This window comes from Muriicola sp. SD30 (assembly GCF_041205185.1).
Classification (GTDB): Bacteria; Bacteroidota; Bacteroidia; order Flavobacteriales; family Flavobacteriaceae; genus Muriicola.
Window position 1 is genome coordinate 622,160 of sequence record NZ_JBGEWB010000003.1, and the last position, 22,720, is coordinate 644,879.

The window sequence follows — 22,720 nt, forward strand, 5'->3', positions numbered from 1 at the left end:
AAGGACCACTTCGATTTGAAGTGGCCCTTTTGTTAAAAATTGGGGACAAATAAGGTGTTCTATGGCTTTTCGAAGACTAATACATCATAGCTTGCATTAGCATCATTATAACTTTTAAGCTCTATTCTGTTGCTCTCCATGGAAACAAAGTCCCAGTCATCTGTCAACTCAGCGAGGTCTCCTTCTACTCCGGCATTCAGAAATACTTTGATTTTGCCATCGCTATTACGAAGTACTCTCCAAACTCCGGCCATGGTAACCCCGGTCTGACCGGTAGTGATGCTCATCACATGCTCTGCACCAAATCCAAAGGTATAGGGCATATAATTCTGAGTTTCATCCACCTCGCCGTCTTTGTACTGGGCAACCATCCATTCTCCACCCATCATCACATTCCTGATCTCAAGGACATCACCATCGGGCGTGTTAGGAGCATCTTCACATACTCTCTGAAGGATCAATTCATAGGCAGTTCCCTCTATATCGAATTTCAATCGATCATTTCTCAGGTCACTTAATAACCACTCAAAATAAATTTCATTCGGATTAGGATCTATCCTGTCTGGATCATTTGGATCTTCGCCAAACGTCAGGGCCATAACGAGTCGCCCCTGTGCATTGGTAGTGATTTCCCATGAACCTGTAGAAGTATTTACTCCGTTGCTCAGGGTCACTACACCTTCGGCCATGAATTTAAATTCATATCCAAGCAGACGATCAATTTCCTCACCATTATTCTTCACTTTTTTGATCACCCAGGCACATTCCCGTAATATCTCACGTAAGGTATTGGGGTCTTCGTTGTAAACATCGCATACCGATCTCAGAATTATCCTGTTTCCACCTTCTGCATACAATTTGATCTTTCCTGGTTCTATTTCATATACAAACCACTCAAGGGTAAAGTCGACCAGCACATCAAATTCGAGATTCACCAATACTCCGTGATCTGTAATTCGGGTACTCCATGTTCCGTTAAGGACATTACCTAATCGGTCTTTTACAGTTACAGCTCCGTCTTCAGTGAAGTTCATCAGATACTCAAAGTACTGATCTGTCTGATTGATTGCATCGCGTTGTACTTCGTTGACTAACCATGGACATTCTGTTATTAGATTATTAAATCTTTCCAGGGTAAAGTCGTCATCGTTATAATCATCATCATCATCTTCATCACAAGCTTCTTTAGCATTTTCTATAGCCGCGGCTAATTCGGCATTAGTCCTTACGGTAACCAGAGTTCCGTCATACAATTCCAGGGTTACAGGGAAATCAATACTGATCAGGTCGTCGTCATCCAGACCTTTGAAAAATAATCTCAGTTCCCTATCGCTGTTTACAGTAACGCTGCCGGTTTGCTGTTCATTGATATCGAAAGTATACAGGGTAATAGGGTAAACGAAGTCGATACATTCAATATCATCGTCATCCCCACCTTCTATACATCCTTCGGCAAGGGCTCGTAGTTCTTCCTTATTATTGATTACTTCCTCTGAAAAGTCGCTGAAAGTAATGGTAATAGGAAAAATTATTTCTAACACATCTACATCATCTTCAATAGCGTCGAAGATCTCTTCAATAACATGAAGGTCTTCTCTTGAATCGATGGTAATTTCAATTCCATTTACCTCAACGGTATACGGAAAATTCAGGGCAAAACAGCTGGCTCCATCAACGATATTGTCATAAGAACCGTCATTGGAAGTCGTTTTTTCAATTAAAAGAGCCGTTGATGAGCTGGCCATAATGGTTTGTTGCTCGTCTGGCTGAGGTAGTTCTTCAAACTCTTCCTGACAGGAAGTTACCATCAGTGTTGCCACAAAAAGCAAGGAAAACACCGAATACTTAAAAACATTTTTCATAACGATTTGGATTTTTTGTTGTTCGTACAGACTTATAACACCTCTTTAAGAAAATACCCTACCCCGTTTTTAATTTTTTTTAAAATATCTTTGGCTTACATCTATCAAATAAGAGGGGCACTATATGGATAATGTTTGCGAAGAGCAGGTTTTCAATACAATCTTCAAATCCAATTCTAAAACGATTTTTAATTATATATATTATAAATACGGTAATGAAGAGAAGGCCTATGATGCTGTACAAGAGGCTTTTGTAAAGCTTTGGGAAAACTGCGCCAAGGTGGCACCGGATAAAGCAAAGGCTTTTGTATATAAAGTGGCCAATAACCTTTACCTCAACGTTTTAAAAGCGGAGAAGGTCAGATTAAAGTACGCAGAAAAAGCAACAAAGGACCGAAACCAGGAATCTCCTGAGTTTTTGTTGGAAGAAAAAGAATTCAAGGAGAAGCTAGAACGTGCCCTTGACAGCCTCCCGGAAAACCAGCGTACCGTATTTCTCCTTAACAGGATAGACGGAAAAAAATACGCTGAAATAGCCGAAATGGAAGGGATTAGCGTAAAGGCCATCGAAAAACGGATGCACCTGGCCCTGAAAACCCTCAGGGAACAAATAGATGGTATATAGCCTAATGGCAATATTTTCAGGGCTTCCGGAAGGAACTAATAAAAAACCATCGATCAACGGTAGGGTTTTTTAAGGTTGGAGTGTTATATAGGAGTAAAGTGCAGAAATCATGCAAGAAAATTACCTGGCCAAATGGCTAAATAACGAATTAAGCGAGGAGGAACTCGCTGTCTTTAAGCAATCGGAGGAATACGCTTCCTATCAAAAGATTGTAGAGGCAAGCAGTACCTTAACTTCGCCTTCTTTTGATATGGATCGTGCTCTGGCCGACATTAAAAAGAAGCAGGGAGTTCGTGAGCCTAAGGTTGTAAAATTACACCCTGCCCGGTATTTGATGCGTATTGCTGCCGCTGTAACTGTGCTAATTGCAGCAACTGTCTTTTATATTTCCACTTTGGATGAATCCTATACCACCGAATATGCCCAGCGTACGGAAATTGTATTGCCGGATGCATCCGAAGTAATCCTCAATGCCGGATCAGAACTTTCTTTCAGAGAAAGCAAATGGGAAAAAGAACGTAAGTTATCCTTGAAGGGAGAAGCTTTCTTCAAAGTTGCCAAAGGAGAGAAATTCACTGTAAATACCCCTATGGGTACTGTTAGTGTACTCGGTACTCAATTTAATGTGGAAAGCAGGGGCGACTTTTTTGAAGTGACTTGTTATGAAGGCCTCGTAAGTGTGAACTTTCAGAACGAAGAGAGAAAGTTAGCTGCCGGAACCTCATTTATGGTTATTGGAGGGAAAATCACAGATGTTCAGGCACCTACTACAACCGAACCTTCATGGGTTAATAATGAAAGTACTTTTAAAAGTATTCCTTTCTCCTATGTTCTGCAGGAATTTGAACGACAGTACAATGTTGAGGTTGAAACCAAAAACGTTGATCTCAATGAACTTTTTACGGGTACATTCAGCAACACAAACATAAATTTGGCGTTACAGAGTATAAGTACTCCTTCTCAAATTAAATTTACTTTAGAGGGGAATAAAGTGCTCTTTTATGCAGATACCGCGCCTTAAAAGATTCCTCTTTTGCATCTTCCTGCTTTTTGGTATCCTTGCGAATGCGCAAGATCAGGATACCAGTAGGCTAAGCCTTATCTCCTATCTTCAGAAGTTAGAGACACAGTATAATGTGAAGTTTTCTTTTGTCGATGAGGACCTCCAGGATCTTCAAGTATTGCCGGTTGAAGAAGCAGAACTTTCGGCAATCTTACGTGCCCTTGAAAAAGAAACTCAACTTCGCTTTAGTAAATTGTCTGATCGGTATTTTTCGATCACCCCCAGTACAACCTTAGACATATGTGGTTTTGTCTATGACAATTTTGGCCAAAACACTATCCCCGGGGCTAGCGTTGAAGTGCTGGGAAGTCCTATGGCGGTCCTTACAGATATGGAAGGCAAGTTCAGCCTCACAAATATTCCCCGGGAAGCTCATCTTAGAATACGGTTTCTTGGCTTTAAACCCCGATATATAAGTGCTTCAGAACTTATCAATAATTCTGATTGCCCTGTTTTGTTACTGGCCCTGAATTATCAGGAACTGGAAGAAGTGGTCGTCTATCAATTTCTAACCACAGGTATTTCCCGTGAAAAAGACGGGAGCATCTTATTGGATATCGAAGATTTCGGTATCCTCCCCGGCTTGTCCGAACCCGACATCCTGCAGACCATACAGGCCTTGCCCGGGATAAAAAGTATTGATGAAACGGTATCAGACATCAATATCAGGGGTGGAACCAATGACCAGAATCTCATTTTGTGGGATGGAATAAAGATGTATCAGTCGGGTCACTTTTTCGGTCTTATTTCTGCTTTCAATCCCTATCTGACAGATCAGGTAACGATCATTAAAAACGGCACCAGTCCACAGTACGGAGACGGTGTCAGCGGTATTATCAGCATGGAAACCAAAGACGAGGTGCAGGACGGTATTTTCGGAGGCGGAGGTTTTAATCTCATCAGTGGCGATATGTACGGGCATATTCCATTGTCGAATCGGCTTGCCGTTCAATTTTCGGCCAGAAGGTCGGTAACCGACTTTCTGAATACGCCCACCTACAACCAATTCTTTGAACGGGCATTCCAGGATACTGAGGTGAAAGGTAATAACGGTACTGATGAGCAGATCGACCGGGAGGAGAACTTTTACTTTTATGATTTTACCGCAAAGGTTTTGTACGATATCAATGCCTACCATAAATTGAGGATCAGTGCCATACAGATCAATAACAATCTCGACTACCTGGAAACCAATCAGGCTACAAACCGGACAAATCAAAGCCTGCTCGACCAGACCAATTTTTCTTTTGGCGGACGACTTTCCAGCGAGTGGTCTGATCGATTTTCCACACAAATCAATGCTTATTACACTCGATATAATCTCGATGCCCAGAATATAGAAGGAAATGGCCAGCAAACCCTCTTCCAGAACAACAGGGTTCTTGAATCCTCATTTAAAGCCCTATCGGATTACGAGCTTACTGATGAACTTCTCACAAGGAACGGATACCAGTTCACCGAAGTAGGGATCACCAACTTTACCGATGTTAGCCAGCCTCCATTTATGAGTAATGTAAAGGGAGTTATCAGGTCACATGCCCTCTTTAGTGAATTACAATTCAAGTCGGCAGATCAAAAATTTGAATTTCTTGGGGGTGCCCGCCTCAACTATCTGCAAAATCTGGGAACCTTTGAGGAGATCATCCTGGAACCCCGCTTAAACATGAGTTATATGCTCTGGCCTGATTTTCGCCTGGAATTCAGAGGGGAATTCAAGAATCAGACTACTAACCAGGTTATCGATCTTGAACAGAATTTTCTGGGAATTGAAAAAAGGCGATGGATATTGTCTGATAACGATGAGCTGCCCATTACAAAGAGCAAACAAGCTTCTTTGGGAATCAATTATGATAAGAATAGGTGGTTTATCGGCCTGGAGGGATTTTACAAAGAGGTAAGCGGCGTAAGCACTGCTACTCAGGGATTTCAGAATGAAGATCAGTTCAACGGCGAGCTCGGGAGTTATACCATCAAAGGAGGCGAATTCCTTGTCAATTACAAGAACAACCGATTTAGTAGCTGGCTGAGTTATGCCTTCAATGACAACACCTATTTTTTTGAGGATATTACCCCAAATGAATTTCCAAATAATCTTGACATCAGGCATACCGCTACCCTGGCAAGCACTTATAACTACAGGAATCTCAAATTAGGGATAGGGTTAAACTACCGAACCGGCAAGCCTTACACAAAACCACAGGAAGGAAATAACTCCATTATCACCACTGTATTTCCCAATAGGATCAACTATCAGGATCCCAATAGTAGCAGACTCCCAGATTATTTGAGGGCTGATGCATCGCTTATTTATAATTTTAAGATAAGCGAAAAGGTGAAGGCTTCGGCAGGAGCTTCGGTATTGAATATTTTTGGCAAGCGAAATGTATTAAATATCTATTACCGACTTAACGAGCAGAATGAAATCGAAACTGTGGAAAGTATTTCCCTTGGCCTTACTCCTAATGCGAGTTTCAGAGTTAGCTTCTAACCCCGATTAAGGCGGTTCATTACAATAACATGAGGAAAGGTAATAGCCGCGAGGAAATAGATCATAAGGGAGAGAAACAACCCTTGTTTCTCATGAAAGAGAAAATATAGAATCCCCAGACCAATCATTGAAACCAGCCAGTAAACAAAAGAGGTTTTCAGGTATTTAAGCAGCGTATTTTTATTGACTTTCCCATAGAGGTAGGTAGTCTGATCCATCAGGGAAGGGATACTGTGCCACACCACAAAATAAATGCTGAAAGCCCACAAGAGGGAGGCAGTTTTAAAAACAATAGCAAAAACCAGGAGAAAGAAAAGTTCCTTCACCAAATTTACTTTGAACTTATTTTTTCTTTGACTCCACAGGAAAATGACTAAAAATCCTGCAAAGGAAGCGCATAGCACATAGAGATAATAAGTGGCCAGTATCTGTATTCCTGTCACCTGATAAATGATGGATGACACTTCTTCTGCATTGGTATAAAAAAGTAGAAAGAAGATCACCAAGCCGTAACAGCTGTAGAAAAGATAGGACAGTGGAGAGGATTTAATCCTGTTAGACCAGTGTTGTTCTCCGAAATGATAACTGCTGGCCAGAACAAAAAAGACAAGGGCAAGGGTGGGGACTATCGCAAAAAATACTACTGTCAATGCTATTACAGCCACATAGCTGGCCAGAGCTCTGAGGAAAAACTTCTTTTTTGATATCGAGGAAGTCTGCTGAATAAGCTTCAGATCATTAGACCCATGTAAGATTCCAAAGGTGAAAATTAGAAAATAGGCCAAAACAGCCTCTGCTTCAATGTTAAAATTAACAGTGATCCAGAGGAAGAAAAACGTCAGCACGATCATAAAACCGCTGAAAGTGTTAATATTTTGTTGTTTTTTTTCCAAATCGATAAAATACTGGGTGTAAATTTATGAAATATTGTTTAATCTTTTATATTTTTGATTAAACAAAATTAACTAATTCTATATCGATGGAAAATTTATTAGCATTAATTTCACTGGTCTCCAGAATGGCGACCGACGATTATGTAGGGTTTACCTTCTTCGTAGGCTGTATGGCCATGATGGCAGCCTCTGCATTTTTCTTTTTGTCGATGAGCAGCTTTGACAAAAAATGGAGAACTTCAATCCTGGTTTCAGGATTAATTACTTTTATAGCTGCTGTACACTATTGGTACATGAGGGATTACTGGGCAGGTTTTGCAGAATCCCCTACTTTCTTCCGCTATGTGGATTGGGTATTAACTGTACCTCTAATGTGTGTTGAATTCTTTTTAATCCTCAAAGTGGCCGGAGCCAAAAAATCTCTGATGTGGCGTTTGATCTTCGCTTCAGTGGTTATGCTCGTAACCGGATACTTCGGAGAAGCTGTTTACAGAGATAGCGCTGCTTTCTGGGGATTACTCTCAGGTATCGCTTACTTCTGGATTGTTTATGAGATCTGGTTTGGTGAAGCAAAAAAGCTGGCAGTTCAGGCAGGAGGCTCTGTGTTGAGCGCTCACAAAACACTGTGCTGGTTCGTATTGGTAGGATGGGCTATTTATCCCCTTGGATATATGGCCGGAACTCCCGGATGGTATGACGGACTTGGTAATATCGGACTCAACATGGACGTTATCTACAACATTGGCGATGCCGTCAATAAAATTGGATTCGGACTTGTTATCTACGGCCTTGCTGTAGCACAGAGTAAAGAAAAATAATTTTCCTGATCACTTATAGAGAAGACCGCTTTCGAGCGGTCTTTTTTATTACATCCTATCCGGAACCTGAATTCCCAGCAGTGCAAATCCTCTCTTTATTACCCCGGCTACTTCTGAAGAGAGTAGTACCTTGAATTCTCTTACCGCTTCTTCTTCCTCTCCCAGAATTGATACCTGCTGATAAAATGAATTAAATTCCTTCACCAGATCGTACACATAATTGGCAATAAGAGCCGGACTGAACTGCTCGGCGGCAGCCTGAACAACGCCTGGAAAAAGTTGCAGCAATTTGATCAGTTCCTTTTCCTTCGGATGTAATTCTTCAACAGTTTTTGTTGAACTATTTATTGTATTTGATTGATCAAAATTAGCTTTTCTTAAAATAGATTGAATTCGGGCGTACGTATACTGAATAAACGGACCTGTATTTCCCTGGAAATCGACAGATTCCTCAGGGTTGAACAATATCCTCTTTTTGGGATCAACCTTCAGGATATAGTATTTTAAAGCTCCCAACCCTATGATCCCGTACAACTCCTGCTTTTCATTTTCTGAATAAGCATCGAGTTTTCCTAATTCCTCTGATATCGACTCTGCAGTTTGTGCCATATCCCTGATCAGATCGTCAGCATCAACAACAGTGCCTTCCCTGCTCTTCATTTTTCCACTTGGCAGGTCAACCATCCCATAACTGAGATGATAAAGGTGGTCTGCCCAATTATAGCCCAGCTTCTTTAGAATCAGGAATAAGACTTTAAAATGGTAATCCTGCTCGTTCCCTACAGTATAAACCATCCCGGTGATATCAGGAAAATCCTTTACCCTTTGTATAGCAGTACCGATATCCTGTGTCATGTAGACCGCTGTACCATCGGATCGTAAAACGATCTTCTCGTCAAGACCTTCATCAGTGAGGTCGATCCAGACACTTCCATCTTCCTTTTTAAAAAATACACCTCTATTGAGGCCGTCCTCCACCACATCTTTCCCCAATAAATAGGTGTCACTTTCATAATACAATTGGTCAAAATCGACTCCCAGATTGGCATAGGTTTCTTCAAATCCCTTATATACCCATGAATTCATGGTTTTCCATAAGTCCACCACATCCTGATTACCTGCCTCCCACTGGCGAAGCATTTCCTGGGCTTCAAGCAGAATCGGGGCTTTCTGTTCAGCTTCCTCCCTGCTCTTTCCTTCACTGACCAACTGCTCTATTTCCTTTTTATAGGCCTTGTCAAAGGCAACGTAGTAATTCCCAACCAGTTTATCTCCCTTCAGGCCAGTAGACTCAGGTGTTTCACCCTTACCAAAACGCTTCCAGGCCAGCATACTCTTGCATATGTGAATCCCACGATCGTTGATGATTTGAGTCTTGTACACCTTGTTCCCGGAAGCCTTCAGAATTTCCGCTACTGAATATCCCAAAAGATTATTGCGGATATGGCCCAAATGCAACGGCTTGTTCGTATTTGGTGAAGAGTATTCTACCATTACAGCCCCTTCCCTCTTTTCCTCCGCAATTCCAAAGTTCTCCTCTCCAAGAATCGTATTGAACTCTCTGAGGTAATACGCATCGGAGAAAGTGAGGTTTAAAAATCCCTTAATGACATTAAATCCTGAAACTTCGGCAACCTTATCCAATAAATAGTCTCCTATGGCCGTACCTATCTTTTCGGGATTTCCTTTGACAAAACGGAGCATGGGAAAAATCACCAGGGTTATGTCGCCCTCAAAATCCTTCCTTGTGGGTTGAAGTTCAACCGAAGGTAAGTCCACTTCGTAAAGCTCCTTAACCGCTTCTTTTACCTTTGAGACAAGTTGCTGCTCCATAGTTTTTAAATGACCTGCTTTAAAGATGCAAAACTACGTATTTTTTAAGCTTTTATACCTTTTCAAATCGGTATTCCCCAATGTTTTCGGTAACTTTATACAGCTAATGAAAAAGAAAGAATATGTTACTCAACGTATCCTATAACAACAAGGAAATTACCCAAAAAATAGATGAGGAAGTGGGCAAACCATTTCCCCTGAAAGATCGATGGGCGATGGGCGGAATTGGGTCGCCCAAGTTATTTATTACTGAAGCCAGCCTGGAAATCAGAAATCTCCTTATTCTTGACAACAACCTGGATAGCTGCAATGTAGAGATAAGACCGAAAGGAATTGTTGTCAGATTTCGTTCTCTGCTCGAAACCTTTGCACTGGTCATTCCATTTTACAAGCTCACTATTTATAAAGGCGATCTGGCTGTATATTCCATCTATCGCGACCATTACTTTATCAAAGTGAGATCAGACACCAAGGCAATTCAGAAATTCTTTAAAAAATTGATGGATTACAAGGCCGACAATGCGCCTACACATATTGAAGATCTCTAACCGATGAAAATTTTCCTGACCGGAGCCAACGGATATATTGGTATGCGCCTTTTACCAAGGCTATTAGAGCTGGGCCATGAGGTAGTCTGTGCCGTAAGAGATCAGAAACGGCTTTCTGTTGATGAGGAAACACTATCACGTATTGAAATTGTCGAAATTGATTTCCTTAAAGAGGTGAAAGCCGATTTAATCCCTAAGGATATTGATGTAGGTTATTACCTCATCCACTCCATGAGTTCTTCTACTCAGGATTTTGATGAAAAGGAAGCCCTGTCTGCCGAAAACTTCAATACCTATATGAATCAAAGTGGGGTAAAACAAGTAATTTACCTCAGTGGGATTGTCAATGATGAAGAACTTTCAAAGCATTTAGAATCGAGGAAAAATGTTGAAAATATCCTTTATCAGGGATCCTATCACCTCACCGTGCTCCGGGCCGGGATTATCGTAGGCTCAGGGAGCTCTTCTTTCGAAATTATCCGGGATCTCTGTGAAAAGCTGCCTGTGATGATTACCCCAAAGTGGGTTTTGACCAGGACACAGCCAATTGGAATACGGGATGTGATCAATTTCCTTTCAGGAGTCTTGGGCAGAGAAGACACCTATGACGATTCATTTGATATCGGGGGAAAAGATATTCTTACTTACAAGGAAATGCTGCATCAATATGCGAAAGCCAGGGGTTTTAAAAACTGGATAATCACCGTTCCCATTATGACACCCAAATTATCCTCCTACTGGTTGTACTTTGTGACTTCCACCTCCTATAAGCTGGCTGTAAATCTGGTAGATAGTATGAAGATGGAAGTTGTGGCCAGAGACAACCGCCTGCAGGACCTTCTCAACCTGGAAACCCATACCTATATGGAAGCCATCGACATGGCATTTAAAAAAATTGAACAGAACCTCGTTATCAGTAGCTGGAAGGACAGTATGGTAAGCGGCCGGTTTCAGAAAAACCTCGAAAAATATATTCAGGTCCCTAAATACGGGGTTTTGAAAGATGAAAAGAAGATAAAAGTAGATGATCCCGACCAGGTTCTGCGGAATATCTGGAAAATAGGAGGAGAACAGGGCTGGTACTACGGGAACTGGCTATGGAAAATCAGGGGCTTTATCGATAAGCTTACAGGCGGAGTGGGTCTGCGCAGGGGACGTACACATCCCGATAAGATTTATCCGGGAGATTCTCTGGATTTCTGGAGGGTGCTGCTGGCCGATAAAAAAGGGAAACGCCTCCTTCTATTTGCAGAAATGCGATTGCCGGGTGAAGCCTGGTTGGAGTTTAAGATTGACAAGAACAATGTCCTTCACCAGACAGCTACTTTCAGGCCCAAAGGACTCAGAGGCCGACTATACTGGTACTCCATTGTTCCTTTTCACTACTTTATTTTCGGAGGAATGATTCGTAATATTTCCAAGGCAAAAACCTGAGGTCCCAATCCAGGTTCCTTATTCCAACTAACAAACTGCTATTCTTGTGCCCGTGGCAAGAATATTTCGGCCATCATACAGCGTGCACTACCGCCGCCGCAAGTCTCAATGGTTTCCAGCGGACTGTGAAGGATCTCACAATGCCGGTTAATTGCCGTGATCTGCTCGGGTGTCAGGCTTGTAAACGCAGCTGAACTCATCGCCAGATATCTTTTTTCTTCTTTCCCAATAACCTGGAGCATATTACCGGCAAAGTTTTGCAGCTGTACTTCAGTGATTGCTATGATCTCTTTTCCATCTCCTTTAAGGTGATTCAAAACGTTCCTTCGTTCCTTTTTGTCGTCTATTGCATCTAAACATATCACTGCGAAGGTTTCTGCTACACACATCATGACATTGGTGTGATATATGGGCATTCTGTTGCCATCTACCGACTGGTAGGCGGTAAAAATAATCGGCGTACATTCCATATCCTCACAGAATTCTATAAAGAGCTCTTCATCTGCTCTGGGGGATAAAGCACAATAGGCTTTCTGATGATCCCTGTCCATAATAATACTGCCTGTCCCCTCTAAAAACAGACCCTCTTCTTCTGCTGAAGTATAATCGATGACCGTTCTGATCTCAAATCCTTTTTCTTCTAGAACATCCAGAATATCTTCGCGTCGTTCCCTACGTCTGTTCTCGGCAAACATCGGATATAATCCTACGGTACCACTAGCGTGAAAAGACACCCAGTTGTTAGGGAATATAGAATCAGGGGTATCTCTTTCATAAATGTCATCTATAACAATCACATCTACTCCCTTTGATCTCAAAAGCGACACAAATTGGTCAAATTCCTGCTGTGCTCTCAGGTTGATCGTCTGATTCTTTATATCGATATCTTCCTGGAAATAGTTGTTGACCGCAGTTTCCTCGTTCATTCGAAAACGAACCGGTCTCACCATTAATATTGTATTTGTAATCTGCATTGAAGGAAAAAATTTGCAGGCTAAAGGTAGCTCTTTACCCGGATTATTTTAGTGGCCTTTCTCCTTTATTTTACCCGAAGAAATTGCTGGAATTATTCCCTGATCAGGGGCAGGGTACTACAACGCAATAGACCTTCCTGTTTGCCGATTTCTTGGTATGGAACTTCCTCAACCGTAAATCCCTGATCCCTTAACCAGTTGTTGAGTCGGGTAAAAGATCGCTCAGAAACGATCACTTCAGATGAAATGGAGAACACATTGCTAAACATCTGGTACATTTCCTCACTGTCAATTTCAAAGACACTATCTTTTCCAAAGTAGTTCAGTAGCCATTCGTATTCTTCTTCTACCAGAAAACCGTTTTTATGAAGTATAGCTTTGTCTCTTCCGATAGGCTGAAAACAACAATCGAGATGAAGGGCATTCTGCCTTGGATCTGTATTTGATTTTCTCAGATCAAAGGACTTTACTTTTTTATGTGGAAATGCCTCTTTTAAATAGGCAACCGCTTCAGTATTGGTCCGCGCGGTGATGTAGTCGGAGTAGTCGTCTCCCCTATAGGTTCCAACAAATATATAATCCTTCCACGGCATCACATCACCCCCTTCTATATGGACGGGCTCAGGCGGGATAAGGATTTTATCTGGATCGATGACATCGAGCACATGTATAATGGCTTCAAACTCCTTTTCCCTTTCAGGAAGGATATTAGCCTTGATGAGTTTATCCTCAATTACGAAAGCGATATCTCTAGAAAAAATCTGATTACAATTCTCCAGGATCTCTGGTCTGAATACTTTTACCCCATGTTTCCTGAGAACGCTGTTAAATGCCTCCATTTCACCTATCATATCCTCTTCTCTGGGATAGGTCCCTGCCAGGATATGTTCAAGTGATTTAGGGTCATAGGCTTCCTCCGGCTTTGGGATAGGGCCGGGACTGTTAGCAATACCAAGGACTACTGCTTTTAGCGGGGAGGTCTCATCCCTTACATTAAGTTGAAGCATAGATAGCTGCCTAACGCTTTTTTAGAGGAACAAAAGGTCGTTCATTTTCACCTATGTAAACTTGTCTCGGTCTGCCTATGGGTTCTCCCCTCAATCGCATTTCGCGCCACTGGGCAATCCAACCGGGTAATCTACCCATTGCAAACATTACAGTGAACATCTCCGTTGGTATACCCAAAGCTCTGTAAATGATCCCTGAATAAAAATCTACATTGGGATACAGTTTTCGCTTTACAAAATAAGGATCTTCGAGGGCCACCTTTTCAAGGCCTTTGGCGATAGAGAGGATAGGATCTTCGATTCCTAAATCCCCAAGAACTTCATCTGCGGCCTTTTTGATAATCTTGGCGCGGGGGTCAAAGTTTTTGTAAACCCTGTGGCCAAAGCCCATCAATCTGAAAGGATCATCCTTGTCCTTGGCTTTATTCATATATTTCTGAGTATCCCCTCCGTCGGCTTCTATAGCCTCCAGCATTTCCAATACCGCCTGGTTGGCCCCACCATGAAGAGGACCCCATAGGGCCGATATACCCGCCGATAGGGACACAAAAAGTCCGGCATGCGATGATCCTGTTATTCGCACCGTGGAAGTAGAACAATTCTGTTCGTGATCAGCATGCAGGATAAGGAGCTGATCCAGGGCATCGATAACAATCTTATTCTTAACGTATTCCTTATTGGGTCTCTTAAACATCATTTTGTGGAGGTTCTCCACATAACCCAGCGAATCATCCCCATAGTCGAGAGGAAGTCCTTTTTGTTTTCTCATTGTCCAGGCTACCAAAACCGGGAATTTTGCCATAATCCTGATAATAGCGTGGTACATTTCTTTCTCGGAGGAAATATTTACGGAAGAAGGATTAAAGGCTATTAAAGCACTGGTAAGGGAGGAAAGCACTCCCATCGGGTGTGCCGATTTTGGAAAGGCGTCAAGGATCTTTTTCATCTCCTCATCCACATGAGATTCATGTTTAATGTCTTCGTGGAACTGATTTAATTCTTCTTTATTGGGTAATTCCCCGAAAATAAGGAGGTAAGCAACTTCGAGAAAATCAGCCTTTTCAGCTAATTCTTCGATATTATATCCGCGATAGCGCAAAATACCTTTCTCTCCATCGAGGTAGGTTATTGCACTTTCGCAGGAGCCTGTGTTTTTATAACCGGGATCCAGCGTGATCATTCCTGTAGAGGAACGCAGGGTTTTGATATCTATGGCCAGTTCCTGCTCTGTGCCTTCAACGACAGGGAATTCGTATTTTTTTCCTTCGTATTCGAGTATTGCTTTGTCTTTCATGCAGGTGATTTTGAGATTATAATGACGGGATGTTAAAGGTAAGAAAAAGGGGCCTTCTTAACAATTCTAAGCAAGGCTTTATGTCCAGACAATGAACATTTTTTAAAGAATTTATCAGAGTGATAAATACATCTGTCTAATTTTGAATACTATAGAGTTTCTCGTAGTATTCATCGACGGATTTCTTCCAGGTAAAGCGCATTTTTTTGGCTTCAGACTTAATCGCCTTCCACTTTTCGGGTTTGTTTTGATAAATATCCAGAGCCTCATCAAAACAGCTGAGCATATTTTCGATCTTTTCATCATAACTGTCCCCGTCGAACGCAAAGCCCGTTTTAAGATGAGTTACTGTGTCCTTTAATCCTCCCGTATTGTGCACAATGCATGGATTGCCGTTTCTCATAGCCAGCATCTGACTAATTCCACAAGGTTCAAACTGACTGGGCATAAAATACAAATCGGTCTCCAGATAAATAGAGTCGATCACATCTTCAGACTGCCCGTTAAAAAATATAAAGTTTTGCTGTTCCTTACTCAGTTTCCTGAACAACTCCTCGTATTCAGGAGCCCCTGTCCCAAGGACCATATAGATGCCGTTTACTTTTTCAAGTTTCTCTAAAATAGCCAGAAGTGCCTCAGGCGATTCCTTAAAGAAAAAGAATTTTTGCTCTGTTAGTCGGGCAACACTGGAGCAAATAAATTTTGGTTTTTCGTATAAATAGGGAAGTAGCTTTTCCCCCGTATGAGCAAGAAAATCGGCTTTGTATTTCTTTGACTCTTCCTGCAGCCAACCAAAAATAGCCTTTACGGCATTTTTAAAGAGCATATTCCGTTTTGCCGATCGAATGTTTTTGTAGTTACTCCCATTTAATATCCCAAACAAACGACCCTGATTATCGGCCTGCAGAAGATCCTTCTCAAGCGACTCTCCTCCAATGAATTCAGGCGGTCTGCTGGGCTGTAAAATATCCCGTTTATACGAAGGTGAAACCGTATGAACCGCATCAGCAAGCCTTATCCCTGTTGCCATAAGGTTTATACAGTCCTGATAGCGATAGTCCATCAGTCGTTTCATATCATAGCTCACTTCGGGAAACCAGGTATTGACCGATGCCTCATTCCCTTCAAAAGGACGGATGCCCTGTATGGCCAGGTTGTGAATGCTATAAACAAATCTGTATTTCTTAAGGGAAGCGTATTTAGCGTGATAGGTTTTTAGAAAGAGTAAAAGACTCGTATGCCAGTCGTGTAAATGCACTATGTCTAAAGCTCCAAAAGCCTCGTTATTCAACGCTGTGGCTGCTGCTGTGCAAAAGATGGCAAATTTGTTCGAATCAGTGAAAAATGGCTTCTCCGGATCATTGTGATAAATTTTACCTATCTCACCCGCCTTAATCTCCGGATGGTGAATTACATAATGTTGAATATTCTCCAGTTCCTTCTTGGGTGGCACCTTGTAGAGTTCGGCCGTATAGGGTTTCCCGTTTAAACTAAAATTAAGTTCTGCCAAGAGTTCGCCATTGAGATGTAATCTCGAATAGCTCGGAACCACCACATGAACCATATCACCCCGTTCGGCAATCTGCCTGGGTACGTCACGTACCACATCTCCCATTCCTCCTGCTTTGCAATTAGGAATGGCGTCATTTTCGGCTGCGACAAATAAAAAGTGATTCATAAATGAGTTCTGGGAATAAGGGAAGTTAAAAAAAGCCTTTCAATTTACGAAAGGCTTTTCTATTCTTAACTGATTATTAATGTCCGACCTTGAACGCATCGACACCCGGATAATGGGCAACTTCACCCAGTTCCTCCTCAATGCGAAGCAGCTGGTTGTATTTTGCCATCCTGTCTGAACGGGAAGCAGAACCAGTTTTAATCTGCCCGGTATTAAGGGCAACTGCCAGATCGGCGATGGTATTGTCTTCAGTCTCCCCTGATCGGTGAGACATCACGCTCGTATACCCGGCATTCTTAGCCATGTTTACAGCAGCTATGGTTTCTGTGAGTGTTCCTATCTGGTTGACCTTAATGAGGATTGAATTGGCGATACCTTCCGAGATTCCTCTTGAAAGCCTTGTGACATTGGTCACAAATAAATCGTCTCCCACCAATTGTACCTTATCTCCTACCAGATCAGACAAGATCTTCCATCCTTTCCAGTCATTTTCATCCATTCCGTCTTCAATGGAAATAATTGGGTATTTGGCACAAAGTTCAGCCAGGTATTTCGCTTGCTCTTCCGAAGTTCTCACGGCTCCTTTGTCCCCTTCAAATTTTGTGTAATCGTATTTGCCATCCACAAAGAATTCGGCTGCGGCACAATCAAGGGCTAACATTACCTCATCGCCAAAAGAATATCCCGCATTCTTAACAGCAATGCTTATTGTATCTAAAGCGTCTTCCGTACCTTCCAGGGTTGGGGCAAATCCACCTTCATCTCCTACTGCAGTACTTAAACCACGATCGTGCAGTACTTTTTTAAGATGATGAAATATTTCCGTTCCCATCTGTATGGCATGCGAAAAACTCTTCGCCTTTACGGGCATCACCATGAATTCCTGAAAAGCGATAGGTGCATCCGAATGCGATCCCCCGTTGATTATATTCATCATGGGTACTGGAAGGGTGTTGGCACTTACCCCGCCTACGTACCTGTATAGTGACATCCCCATTTCGTTTGCTGCAGCTTTGGCAACCGCAAGAGAAACACCCAGAATAGCATTTGCTCCGAGTTTAGACTTGTTTGGGGTACCATCTAGTGAGATCATGGTCTGGTCAATCAGATTCTGATCAAACACCATCATCCCCCTAATTTCTTCAGCTATCTTAGTATTGACATTTTCGACCGCATTCATAACTCCCTTCCCCATATAGGCTTTCCCGCCATCTCGTAATTCCACGGCCTCATGTTCCCCGGTAGAAGCACCGGAAGGCACGGCTGCCCGGCCCATTACTCCGTTTTGTGTTACCACATCTACCTCTACGGTAGGATTACCCCTGGAGTCAAATATCTGACGGGCATGGACATCTAGTATAATACTCATAATTCTTGCTTTTTATGGGTTGATTTCTTTCATTTCAAAGATACAAAAGGCCCCGGTGAATCTTGAAGATTCCTGAAAAAATGGTTGATCCCCCTTCTTTTTTTATACTGAAACTCCTGTATTAGAATGCTCTTTAATCAATTGAAAAAACTGATCGAATAAATAGGAAGCATCATGTGGCCCAGGACTCGCCTCAGGATGGTACTGCACGGAAAAGACATTTTTATCTTTCATCTGTATCCCTGCTACTGTTTTGTCATTGAGATGTTCATGAGTGATCACCAGTTCCGGATGAGCCTCCGTTTCTTCTCTGTTTATAGCAAAACCGTGGTTCTGAGAGGTAATTTCTCCCTTCCCAGTTTCAAAATTGATCACCGGGTGGTTGATTCCCCTGTGTCCGTTGAACATTTTATAGGTAGAAACCCCGTTTGCCAGGGCAATAATCTGATGCCCCAGACATATTCCGAATAGTGGCTTGTCCTGGGCGATGATTTCCCTTGCCGTTTCAATTACTCCTTTCAGTGGTTCCGGATCACCCGGGCCATTTGAAATAAAGTATCCGTCGGGATTCCATGCCTTAAGCTCTGAGAAGGGAGTATTGTATGGGAACACTTTAATATAAGCATCCCTTGCTGCAAGATTTCTCAGGATATTCTTTTTGATTCCTATGTCAAGTGCCGCAATCCTGTAGGTTGCGTCTTCCTTTCCATAGTAGTATGGTTCTTTGGTCGATACTTTTGAAGCAAGCTCCAGGCCTTCCATGCTGGGTATCTTTTTAAGTTCAGCTTTGAGGGCATCCAGCTCATCTACTCTTGTTGAAATCACCGCATTCATGGCCCCGTGATCCCGAATATAACTTACCAGGGCTCGCGTGTCTACATCAGAAATAGCAAAGAGCTTATTATTGTTTAGAAATTCTAAGAGGCTTTCATCAGCGTCCGGCCTGGAATAATCATAACTAAAATTTTTGCATATGAGGCCGGCAATTTTTACAGAATCTGATTCAATCTCTTCGTTATGGGCTCCGTAATTCCCAATATGGGCATTAGTCATCACCATCAACTGTCCGAAATAGGACGGATCTGTAAAAATTTCCTGATAGCCGGTCATTCCCGTATTAAAACACACCTCTCCAAAGGCCGTGCCATCGGCATTTCCAACCGATTTACCATAAAAAATAGTTCCATCTGCCAGCAATATGAGTGCTTTCTTCTTGGTTTGATATTTCATTAAACTGCAATTTTTTGGTTTCACAAATAAACATAAAAAAAGGATAGACTTGCAGGTCTATCCTTTTCAAATTTTAAAGACATTATGAACATCCTATTCTTTGGAGTCATCTGTTTTTGTTTCTTCTGCGTCCTTGGCTTTCTCCTTCTTTGGAGCTTCAGCTTTAGGCTCTTCAGTTTTGGTTTCCTTTTCGGCTTTAGGAGCTTCAGCTACTTCCACCTCTTCAACGCTTTCAGCTGCAGGTGCTGCGGTAGTTTCTGCTTTCTTAGAGCTTCTGCCTCTACGCGTAGATTTCTTTTTCTTTGGCTTCCCGGCATTGTAAATTTCATTGAAATCCACCAATTCGATCATCGCCATATCAGCGTTATCACCCAGACGGTTTCCCAATTTGATAATTCTGGTGTATCCTCCTGGTCTGTCCCCTACTTTTTCTGCAACTGTGCTGAACAATTCAGATACTGCATATTTATCTCTCAGGTTTCTGAATACGATTCGCCTGTTATGGGTTCCTTTTTCCAATGACTGATTATTTTCAGCTTTGGATTTAGTGATCAGGGGCTCAATAAACTGTTTCAGGGCCTTGGCCTTGGCTACAGTAGTATTGATCCTTTTATGTTCAATCAGGGAACAGGCCATATTAGCCAGCATAGCCGACCTATGTGCCGTTTTCCTACTCAAGTGATTGACTTTCTTACCGTGTCTCATGCTCGTGTACTATATGATCTTCAGTTCCGGACCATTGCGGGTACCGGATCAGAACTAATATTAATCTTTATCTAATTTATATTTTGACAAATCCATTCCAAAATTCAGACCCTTGTTGATCACAAGTTCTTCTAATTCTGTCAGGGATTTTTTCCCGAAGTTCCTGAATTTCATCAGGTCATTCTTATTAAAGGAAACCAGGTCACCCAGCGTATCTACTTCTGCCGCTTTAAGACAATTTAAAGCTCTAACAGACAAATCCATGTCTACGAGTTTGGTCTTGAGCAACTGTCTCATATGCAGAGATTCCTCATCGTAAGTCTCTGTTTGTGCAATCTCATCAGCTTCAAGGGTGATACGCTCATCAGAAAACAGCATAAAGTGGTGAATAAGTACCTTCGCTGCTTCTGTAAGAGCTTCCTTTGGATGGATTGAACCGTCGGTGACAATTTCGAAAACCAATTTTTCGTAATCGGTCTTTTGCTCAACCCTGAAGTTCTCTATGCTGTATTTTACATTTTTCACCGGGGTGAAAATGGAGTCTACTGCAATGCTACCGATAGGTGCACTTGATTTCTTATTTTCTTCAGCCGGTACATATCCTCTGCCCTTTTCGATGATCAACTCCATGTTGATACTTACCTTAGGATCCATATTGCAGATCACCAGGTCTGGGTTCAGTACCTGGAAACCAGAGATAAACTTCTGAAAGTCTCCTGCAGTAAGTTGTTCTTTCCCACTGACAGAAACTGAAACGGTTTCTTCGTTAACATCGTCGATCTGTCTCTTGAAACGAACTTGTTTTAAGTTGAGAATAATTTCCGTAACGTCTTCTACAACGCCTTCGATTACCGAAAATTCGTGTTCAACCTTATCTATCCTTACCGAAGTAATGGCGAATCCCTCCAGGGAGGAAAGCAATACTCTTCTAAGTGCGTTCCCAACAGTTAGACCGTATCCGGGTTCCAAAGGGCGGAATTCAAATTTCCCTTCGAAATCTGAGGAATCGATCATTATAACTTTATCGGGTTTCTGAAAATTAAATAATGCCATAGTCGGGTATATGTGGTTTATTTAGAGTATAACTCAACGATTAATTGTTCTTTGATATTCTCCGGAATCTGCAGGCGTTCTGGAACGGCTACAAAAGTTCCTTCTTTCTTTTCGCTATTCCAGGTGATCCATTCGTACACACTGCTGTTAGCGGAAAGAGAATCTGCAATAGTCTGTAAGGATTTTGACTTTTCCCTTACTCCAACTACGTCACCCGGTTTAAGGGAGTAGGAAGGAATATTCACAACATTCCCATTCACGGTGATGTGTCGGTGAGAAACCAATTGTCTCGCACCCCTTCTTGAAGTGGAAATACCCATTCTGTAAACGACATTGTCTAGTCTGGCTTCACATAATTGAAGTAAAACTTCCCCGGTAACACCTTTGCTTCGGTTAGCCCTTGCAAAAAGGTTTCGGAATTGTTTTTCCAAAATACCATAGGTATACTTGGCTTTCTGCTTCTCCATCAGCTGGATAGCGTATTCTGATTTTTTCCCACGGCGTCTGTTGTTCCCGTGTTGCCCCGGAGGGTAATTTTTCTTTTCAAACGACTTGTCGTCGCCAAAAATCGCTTCGCCAAATTTACGAGCGATCTTAGATTTTGGTCCTGTGTATCTTGCCATCTTCTTTAAAATTAAAAGTGTGATTATGAATTAAGGCTTATCCTTCGATAATCGTAACTACACTTTTGTGAGAAATTAATTATAGGATATAATGATTAAACTCTTCTTCGTTTGGGCGGTCTGCAGCCATTGTGAGGCATAGGAGTTACATCGATGATCTCAGTAACCTCTATTCCGGCATTGTGCAGGGAACGAATGGCAGACTCACGACCATTTCCAGGTCCTTTTACGTATACCTTTACTTTCCTTAACCCGGCTTCATGTGCTGTTTTTGCGCATTCTTCTGCAGCAATCTGTGCAGCGTAGGGAGTATTCTTTTTTGAACCTCTGAATCCCATCTTACCTGCCGACGCCCATGAAATCACATCCCCTTTTTTGTTCGTCAGGGAAATAATGATATTGTTGAACGACGCAGTAATATGAGCCTCACCTGTAGATTCAACAATTACCTTACGTTTCTTGGTTGTTTTTGTACCTGTTTTTGCCATGTTACGCCTTATTACTTAGTAGCCTTTTTCTTGTTGGCCACAGTTTTTCTTTTTCCTTTCCTGGTCCTGGAATTATTCTTGGTTCGTTGCCCGCGTAACGGAAGTCCGGATCTGTGCCGGATTCCACGGTAACAACCGATATCCATCAGCCTTTTGATATTCAGCTGGTTCTCGGACCTCAATTCCCCTTCTATCTTGTAAGAAGAAACTACGTCCCGGATTCTCCCGATCTCGTCATCATTCCAATCAGACACCTTCGCATCAGCATTTACCTTTGCTTTGTCCAGAATTTCCTGAGCTCTGCTCTTACCAATTCCGAAGATGTAGGTAAGGGCTATAACACCTCTTTTTTGTTTTGGGATATCTACCCCTGCAATTCTTGCCATAATTACCCTTGTCTTTGTTTGAATCTGGGATTCTTCTTATTAATTACGTACAACCTGCCTTTCCTGCGAACAATTTTGCAGTCGGCACTTCTTTTCTTTATCGATGCTCTTACTTTCATGTCTCGAGTTTCTTAATATCTATATGTAATTCTGGCCTTACTCAAGTCGTAAGGACTCATCTCAAGTTTTACCTTATCCCCGGGCAATAATTTGATATAATGCATTCGCATTTTTCCCGAGATATGAGCAGTAACCACATGTCCGTTTTCCAGTTCAACCCTGAACATGGCGTTAGACAATGCCTCTATGATACTTCCATCCTGCTCTATTGCTGCTTGTTTGGCCATAT

Annotated in this window: 22 protein-coding genes; 6 read left to right on the plus strand and 16 right to left on the minus strand. The window is 42.0% G+C overall.

The annotated features are described in order from the left end of the window. Positions 1-59: 59 nt before the first annotated feature. Positions 60-1,862, minus strand: a complete 1,803-nt coding sequence (locus AB8P51_RS11850) for a hypothetical protein (protein ID WP_369749038.1) — start codon at positions 1,860-1,862, stop codon at positions 60-62. Between the two features lie 124 nt (positions 1,863-1,986). On the opposite strand from AB8P51_RS11850, the gene AB8P51_RS11855 reads away from it, so the two are divergent. From AB8P51_RS11855 to AB8P51_RS11865, 3 genes are all read left to right on the plus strand, one after another. Next, a complete protein-coding gene (locus AB8P51_RS11855) occupies positions 1,987-2,487 on the plus strand; it encodes an RNA polymerase sigma factor (RefSeq protein ID WP_369749039.1) in 501 nt (166 codons plus the stop codon). A gap of 109 nt (positions 2,488-2,596) precedes the next feature. Continuing rightward, a complete protein-coding gene (locus AB8P51_RS11860) occupies positions 2,597-3,508 on the plus strand; it encodes a FecR family protein (protein ID WP_369749040.1) in 912 nt (303 codons plus the stop codon). Further along, entirely contained in the window at positions 3,489-6,038 is a 2,550-nt protein-coding gene (locus tag AB8P51_RS11865) for a carboxypeptidase-like regulatory domain-containing protein (protein WP_369749041.1), read from the plus strand. The genes AB8P51_RS11860 and AB8P51_RS11865 overlap by 20 nt, the downstream gene beginning before the upstream one ends. Here AB8P51_RS11865 and AB8P51_RS11870 read toward each other — a convergent pair. Next, positions 6,035-6,889 carry a Brp/Blh family beta-carotene 15,15'-dioxygenase gene (locus AB8P51_RS11870; RefSeq protein WP_369749042.1) on the minus strand — a complete coding sequence of 285 codons (855 nt, stop codon included), beginning with the start codon at positions 6,887-6,889 and terminating at the stop codon, positions 6,035-6,037. The genes AB8P51_RS11865 and AB8P51_RS11870 overlap by 4 nt on opposite strands. Positions 6,890-7,017: 128 nt before the next feature. On the opposite strand from AB8P51_RS11870, the gene AB8P51_RS11875 reads away from it, so the two are divergent. Continuing rightward, the gene (locus tag AB8P51_RS11875; RefSeq protein WP_369749043.1) at positions 7,018-7,749 is read left to right on the plus strand and encodes a bacteriorhodopsin-like; all 732 of its coding nucleotides are present in this window, start codon (positions 7,018-7,020) and stop codon (positions 7,747-7,749) included. A gap of 48 nt (positions 7,750-7,797) precedes the next feature. Here the strand turns inward: AB8P51_RS11875 and argS are convergent, their stop codons facing one another. Next, a complete protein-coding gene (gene argS, locus AB8P51_RS11880) occupies positions 7,798-9,582 on the minus strand; it encodes an arginine--tRNA ligase (RefSeq protein WP_369749044.1) in 1,785 nt (594 codons plus the stop codon). 122 nt (positions 9,583-9,704) lie between these two features. On the opposite strand from argS, the gene AB8P51_RS11885 reads away from it, so the two are divergent. Then, a complete protein-coding gene (locus AB8P51_RS11885) occupies positions 9,705-10,130 on the plus strand; it encodes a hypothetical protein (RefSeq protein ID WP_369749045.1) in 426 nt (141 codons plus the stop codon). A 3-nt stretch (positions 10,131-10,133) separates the two neighbouring features. Beyond that, complete coding sequence (locus AB8P51_RS11890) at positions 10,134-11,564, plus strand: SDR family oxidoreductase (RefSeq protein WP_369749046.1); 1,431 nt, start codon at positions 10,134-10,136, stop codon at positions 11,562-11,564. A gap of 38 nt (positions 11,565-11,602) precedes the next feature. On the opposite strand, the gene ctlX is transcribed toward AB8P51_RS11890, so the two are convergent. The 13 genes from ctlX to infA all read right to left on the minus strand — a co-directional run bounded on the left by ctlX (position 11,603) and on the right by infA (position 22,718). After that, positions 11,603-12,538: a citrulline utilization hydrolase CtlX gene (gene ctlX, locus AB8P51_RS11895; RefSeq protein WP_369749047.1), complete on the minus strand. Its 936-nt coding sequence runs from the start codon at positions 12,536-12,538 to the stop codon at positions 11,603-11,605. A gap of 92 nt (positions 12,539-12,630) precedes the next feature. Beyond that, entirely contained in the window at positions 12,631-13,545 is a 915-nt protein-coding gene (locus tag AB8P51_RS11900; protein WP_369749048.1) for a dimethylarginine dimethylaminohydrolase family protein, read from the minus strand. 10 nt (positions 13,546-13,555) lie between these two features. Beyond that, on the minus strand, positions 13,556-14,839 hold the full coding sequence (locus AB8P51_RS11905) for a citrate synthase (protein WP_369749049.1): 1,284 nt from the start codon (positions 14,837-14,839) through the stop codon (positions 13,556-13,558). A 136-nt stretch (positions 14,840-14,975) separates the two neighbouring features. Beyond that, positions 14,976-16,517, minus strand: a complete 1,542-nt coding sequence (locus AB8P51_RS11910; RefSeq protein WP_369749050.1) for a glycogen synthase — start codon at positions 16,515-16,517, stop codon at positions 14,976-14,978. Between the two features lie 76 nt (positions 16,518-16,593). Further along, positions 16,594-17,886 (minus strand): phosphopyruvate hydratase, encoded by a 1,293-nt coding sequence (gene eno, locus AB8P51_RS11915; RefSeq protein WP_369749051.1) that lies wholly within the window; start codon positions 17,884-17,886, stop codon positions 16,594-16,596. Between the two features lie 102 nt (positions 17,887-17,988). Then, complete coding sequence (gene carA / locus AB8P51_RS11920) at positions 17,989-19,116, minus strand: glutamine-hydrolyzing carbamoyl-phosphate synthase small subunit (protein WP_369749052.1); 1,128 nt, start codon at positions 19,114-19,116, stop codon at positions 17,989-17,991. Between the two features lie 93 nt (positions 19,117-19,209). Then, complete coding sequence (rplQ, locus tag AB8P51_RS11925; RefSeq protein ID WP_369749053.1) at positions 19,210-19,821, minus strand: 50S ribosomal protein L17; 612 nt, start codon at positions 19,819-19,821, stop codon at positions 19,210-19,212. A 60-nt stretch (positions 19,822-19,881) separates the two neighbouring features. Next, entirely contained in the window at positions 19,882-20,874 is a 993-nt protein-coding gene (locus AB8P51_RS11930; protein ID WP_129605521.1) for a DNA-directed RNA polymerase subunit alpha, read from the minus strand. Positions 20,875-20,891: 17 nt separating this feature from the next. Next, positions 20,892-21,497 carry a 30S ribosomal protein S4 gene (gene rpsD, locus AB8P51_RS11935; protein ID WP_369749054.1) on the minus strand — a complete coding sequence of 202 codons (606 nt, stop codon included), beginning with the start codon at positions 21,495-21,497 and terminating at the stop codon, positions 20,892-20,894. A 95-nt stretch (positions 21,498-21,592) separates the two neighbouring features. Then, entirely contained in the window at positions 21,593-21,985 is a 393-nt protein-coding gene (gene rpsK, locus AB8P51_RS11940) for a 30S ribosomal protein S11 (protein ID WP_129605525.1), read from the minus strand. Between the two features lie 11 nt (positions 21,986-21,996). Further along, positions 21,997-22,371, minus strand: a complete 375-nt coding sequence (gene rpsM / locus AB8P51_RS11945) for a 30S ribosomal protein S13 (RefSeq protein ID WP_369749055.1) — start codon at positions 22,369-22,371, stop codon at positions 21,997-21,999. A gap of 2 nt (positions 22,372-22,373) precedes the next feature. Further along, on the minus strand, positions 22,374-22,490 hold the full coding sequence (ykgO, locus tag AB8P51_RS11950; protein ID WP_010519235.1) for a type B 50S ribosomal protein L36: 117 nt from the start codon (positions 22,488-22,490) through the stop codon (positions 22,374-22,376). 12 nt (positions 22,491-22,502) lie between these two features. Continuing rightward, complete coding sequence (gene infA, locus AB8P51_RS11955) at positions 22,503-22,718, minus strand: translation initiation factor IF-1 (RefSeq protein WP_013751343.1); 216 nt, start codon at positions 22,716-22,718, stop codon at positions 22,503-22,505. Positions 22,719-22,720: the final 2 nt, after the last annotated feature.

Excerpts from the sequence above, each read along its gene's own strand:
- AB8P51_RS11850 (WP_369749038.1), bottom strand. The coding sequence starts at position 1,862 with ATGAAAAATGTTTTTAAGTATTCGGTGTTTTCCTTGCTTTTTGTGGCA.
- AB8P51_RS11855 (WP_369749039.1), top strand. The coding sequence starts at position 1,987 with ATGGATAATGTTTGCGAAGAGCAGGTTTTCAATACAATCTTCAAATCC.
- AB8P51_RS11860 (WP_369749040.1), top strand. The coding sequence starts at position 2,597 with ATGCAAGAAAATTACCTGGCCAAATGGCTAAATAACGAATTAAGCGAG.
- AB8P51_RS11865 (WP_369749041.1), top strand. The coding sequence starts at position 3,489 with ATGCAGATACCGCGCCTTAAAAGATTCCTCTTTTGCATCTTCCTGCTT.
- AB8P51_RS11870 (WP_369749042.1), bottom strand. The coding sequence starts at position 6,889 with ATGATCGTGCTGACGTTTTTCTTCCTCTGGATCACTGTTAATTTTAAC.
- AB8P51_RS11875 (WP_369749043.1), top strand. The coding sequence starts at position 7,018 with ATGGAAAATTTATTAGCATTAATTTCACTGGTCTCCAGAATGGCGACC.
- argS (WP_369749044.1), bottom strand. The coding sequence starts at position 9,582 with ATGGAGCAGCAACTTGTCTCAAAGGTAAAAGAAGCGGTTAAGGAGCTT.
- AB8P51_RS11885 (WP_369749045.1), top strand. The coding sequence starts at position 9,705 with ATGTTACTCAACGTATCCTATAACAACAAGGAAATTACCCAAAAAATA.
- AB8P51_RS11890 (WP_369749046.1), top strand. The coding sequence starts at position 10,134 with ATGAAAATTTTCCTGACCGGAGCCAACGGATATATTGGTATGCGCCTT.
- ctlX (WP_369749047.1), bottom strand. The coding sequence starts at position 12,538 with ATGCAGATTACAAATACAATATTAATGGTGAGACCGGTTCGTTTTCGA.
- AB8P51_RS11900 (WP_369749048.1), bottom strand. The coding sequence starts at position 13,545 with ATGCTTCAACTTAATGTAAGGGATGAGACCTCCCCGCTAAAAGCAGTA.
- AB8P51_RS11905 (WP_369749049.1), bottom strand. The coding sequence starts at position 14,839 with ATGAAAGACAAAGCAATACTCGAATACGAAGGAAAAAAATACGAATTC.
- AB8P51_RS11910 (WP_369749050.1), bottom strand. The coding sequence starts at position 16,517 with ATGAATCACTTTTTATTTGTCGCAGCCGAAAATGACGCCATTCCTAAT.
- eno (WP_369749051.1), bottom strand. The coding sequence starts at position 17,886 with ATGAGTATTATACTAGATGTCCATGCCCGTCAGATATTTGACTCCAGG.
- carA (WP_369749052.1), bottom strand. The coding sequence starts at position 19,116 with ATGAAATATCAAACCAAGAAGAAAGCACTCATATTGCTGGCAGATGGA.
- rplQ (WP_369749053.1), bottom strand. The coding sequence starts at position 19,821 with ATGAGACACGGTAAGAAAGTCAATCACTTGAGTAGGAAAACGGCACAT.
- AB8P51_RS11930 (WP_129605521.1), bottom strand. The coding sequence starts at position 20,874 with ATGGCATTATTTAATTTTCAGAAACCCGATAAAGTTATAATGATCGAT.
- rpsD (WP_369749054.1), bottom strand. The coding sequence starts at position 21,497 with ATGGCAAGATACACAGGACCAAAATCTAAGATCGCTCGTAAATTTGGC.
- rpsK (WP_129605525.1), bottom strand. The coding sequence starts at position 21,985 with ATGGCAAAAACAGGTACAAAAACAACCAAGAAACGTAAGGTAATTGTT.
- rpsM (WP_369749055.1), bottom strand. The coding sequence starts at position 22,371 with ATGGCAAGAATTGCAGGGGTAGATATCCCAAAACAAAAAAGAGGTGTT.
- ykgO (WP_010519235.1), bottom strand. The coding sequence starts at position 22,490 with ATGAAAGTAAGAGCATCGATAAAGAAAAGAAGTGCCGACTGCAAAATT.
- infA (WP_013751343.1), bottom strand. The coding sequence starts at position 22,718 with ATGGCCAAACAAGCAGCAATAGAGCAGGATGGAAGTATCATAGAGGCA.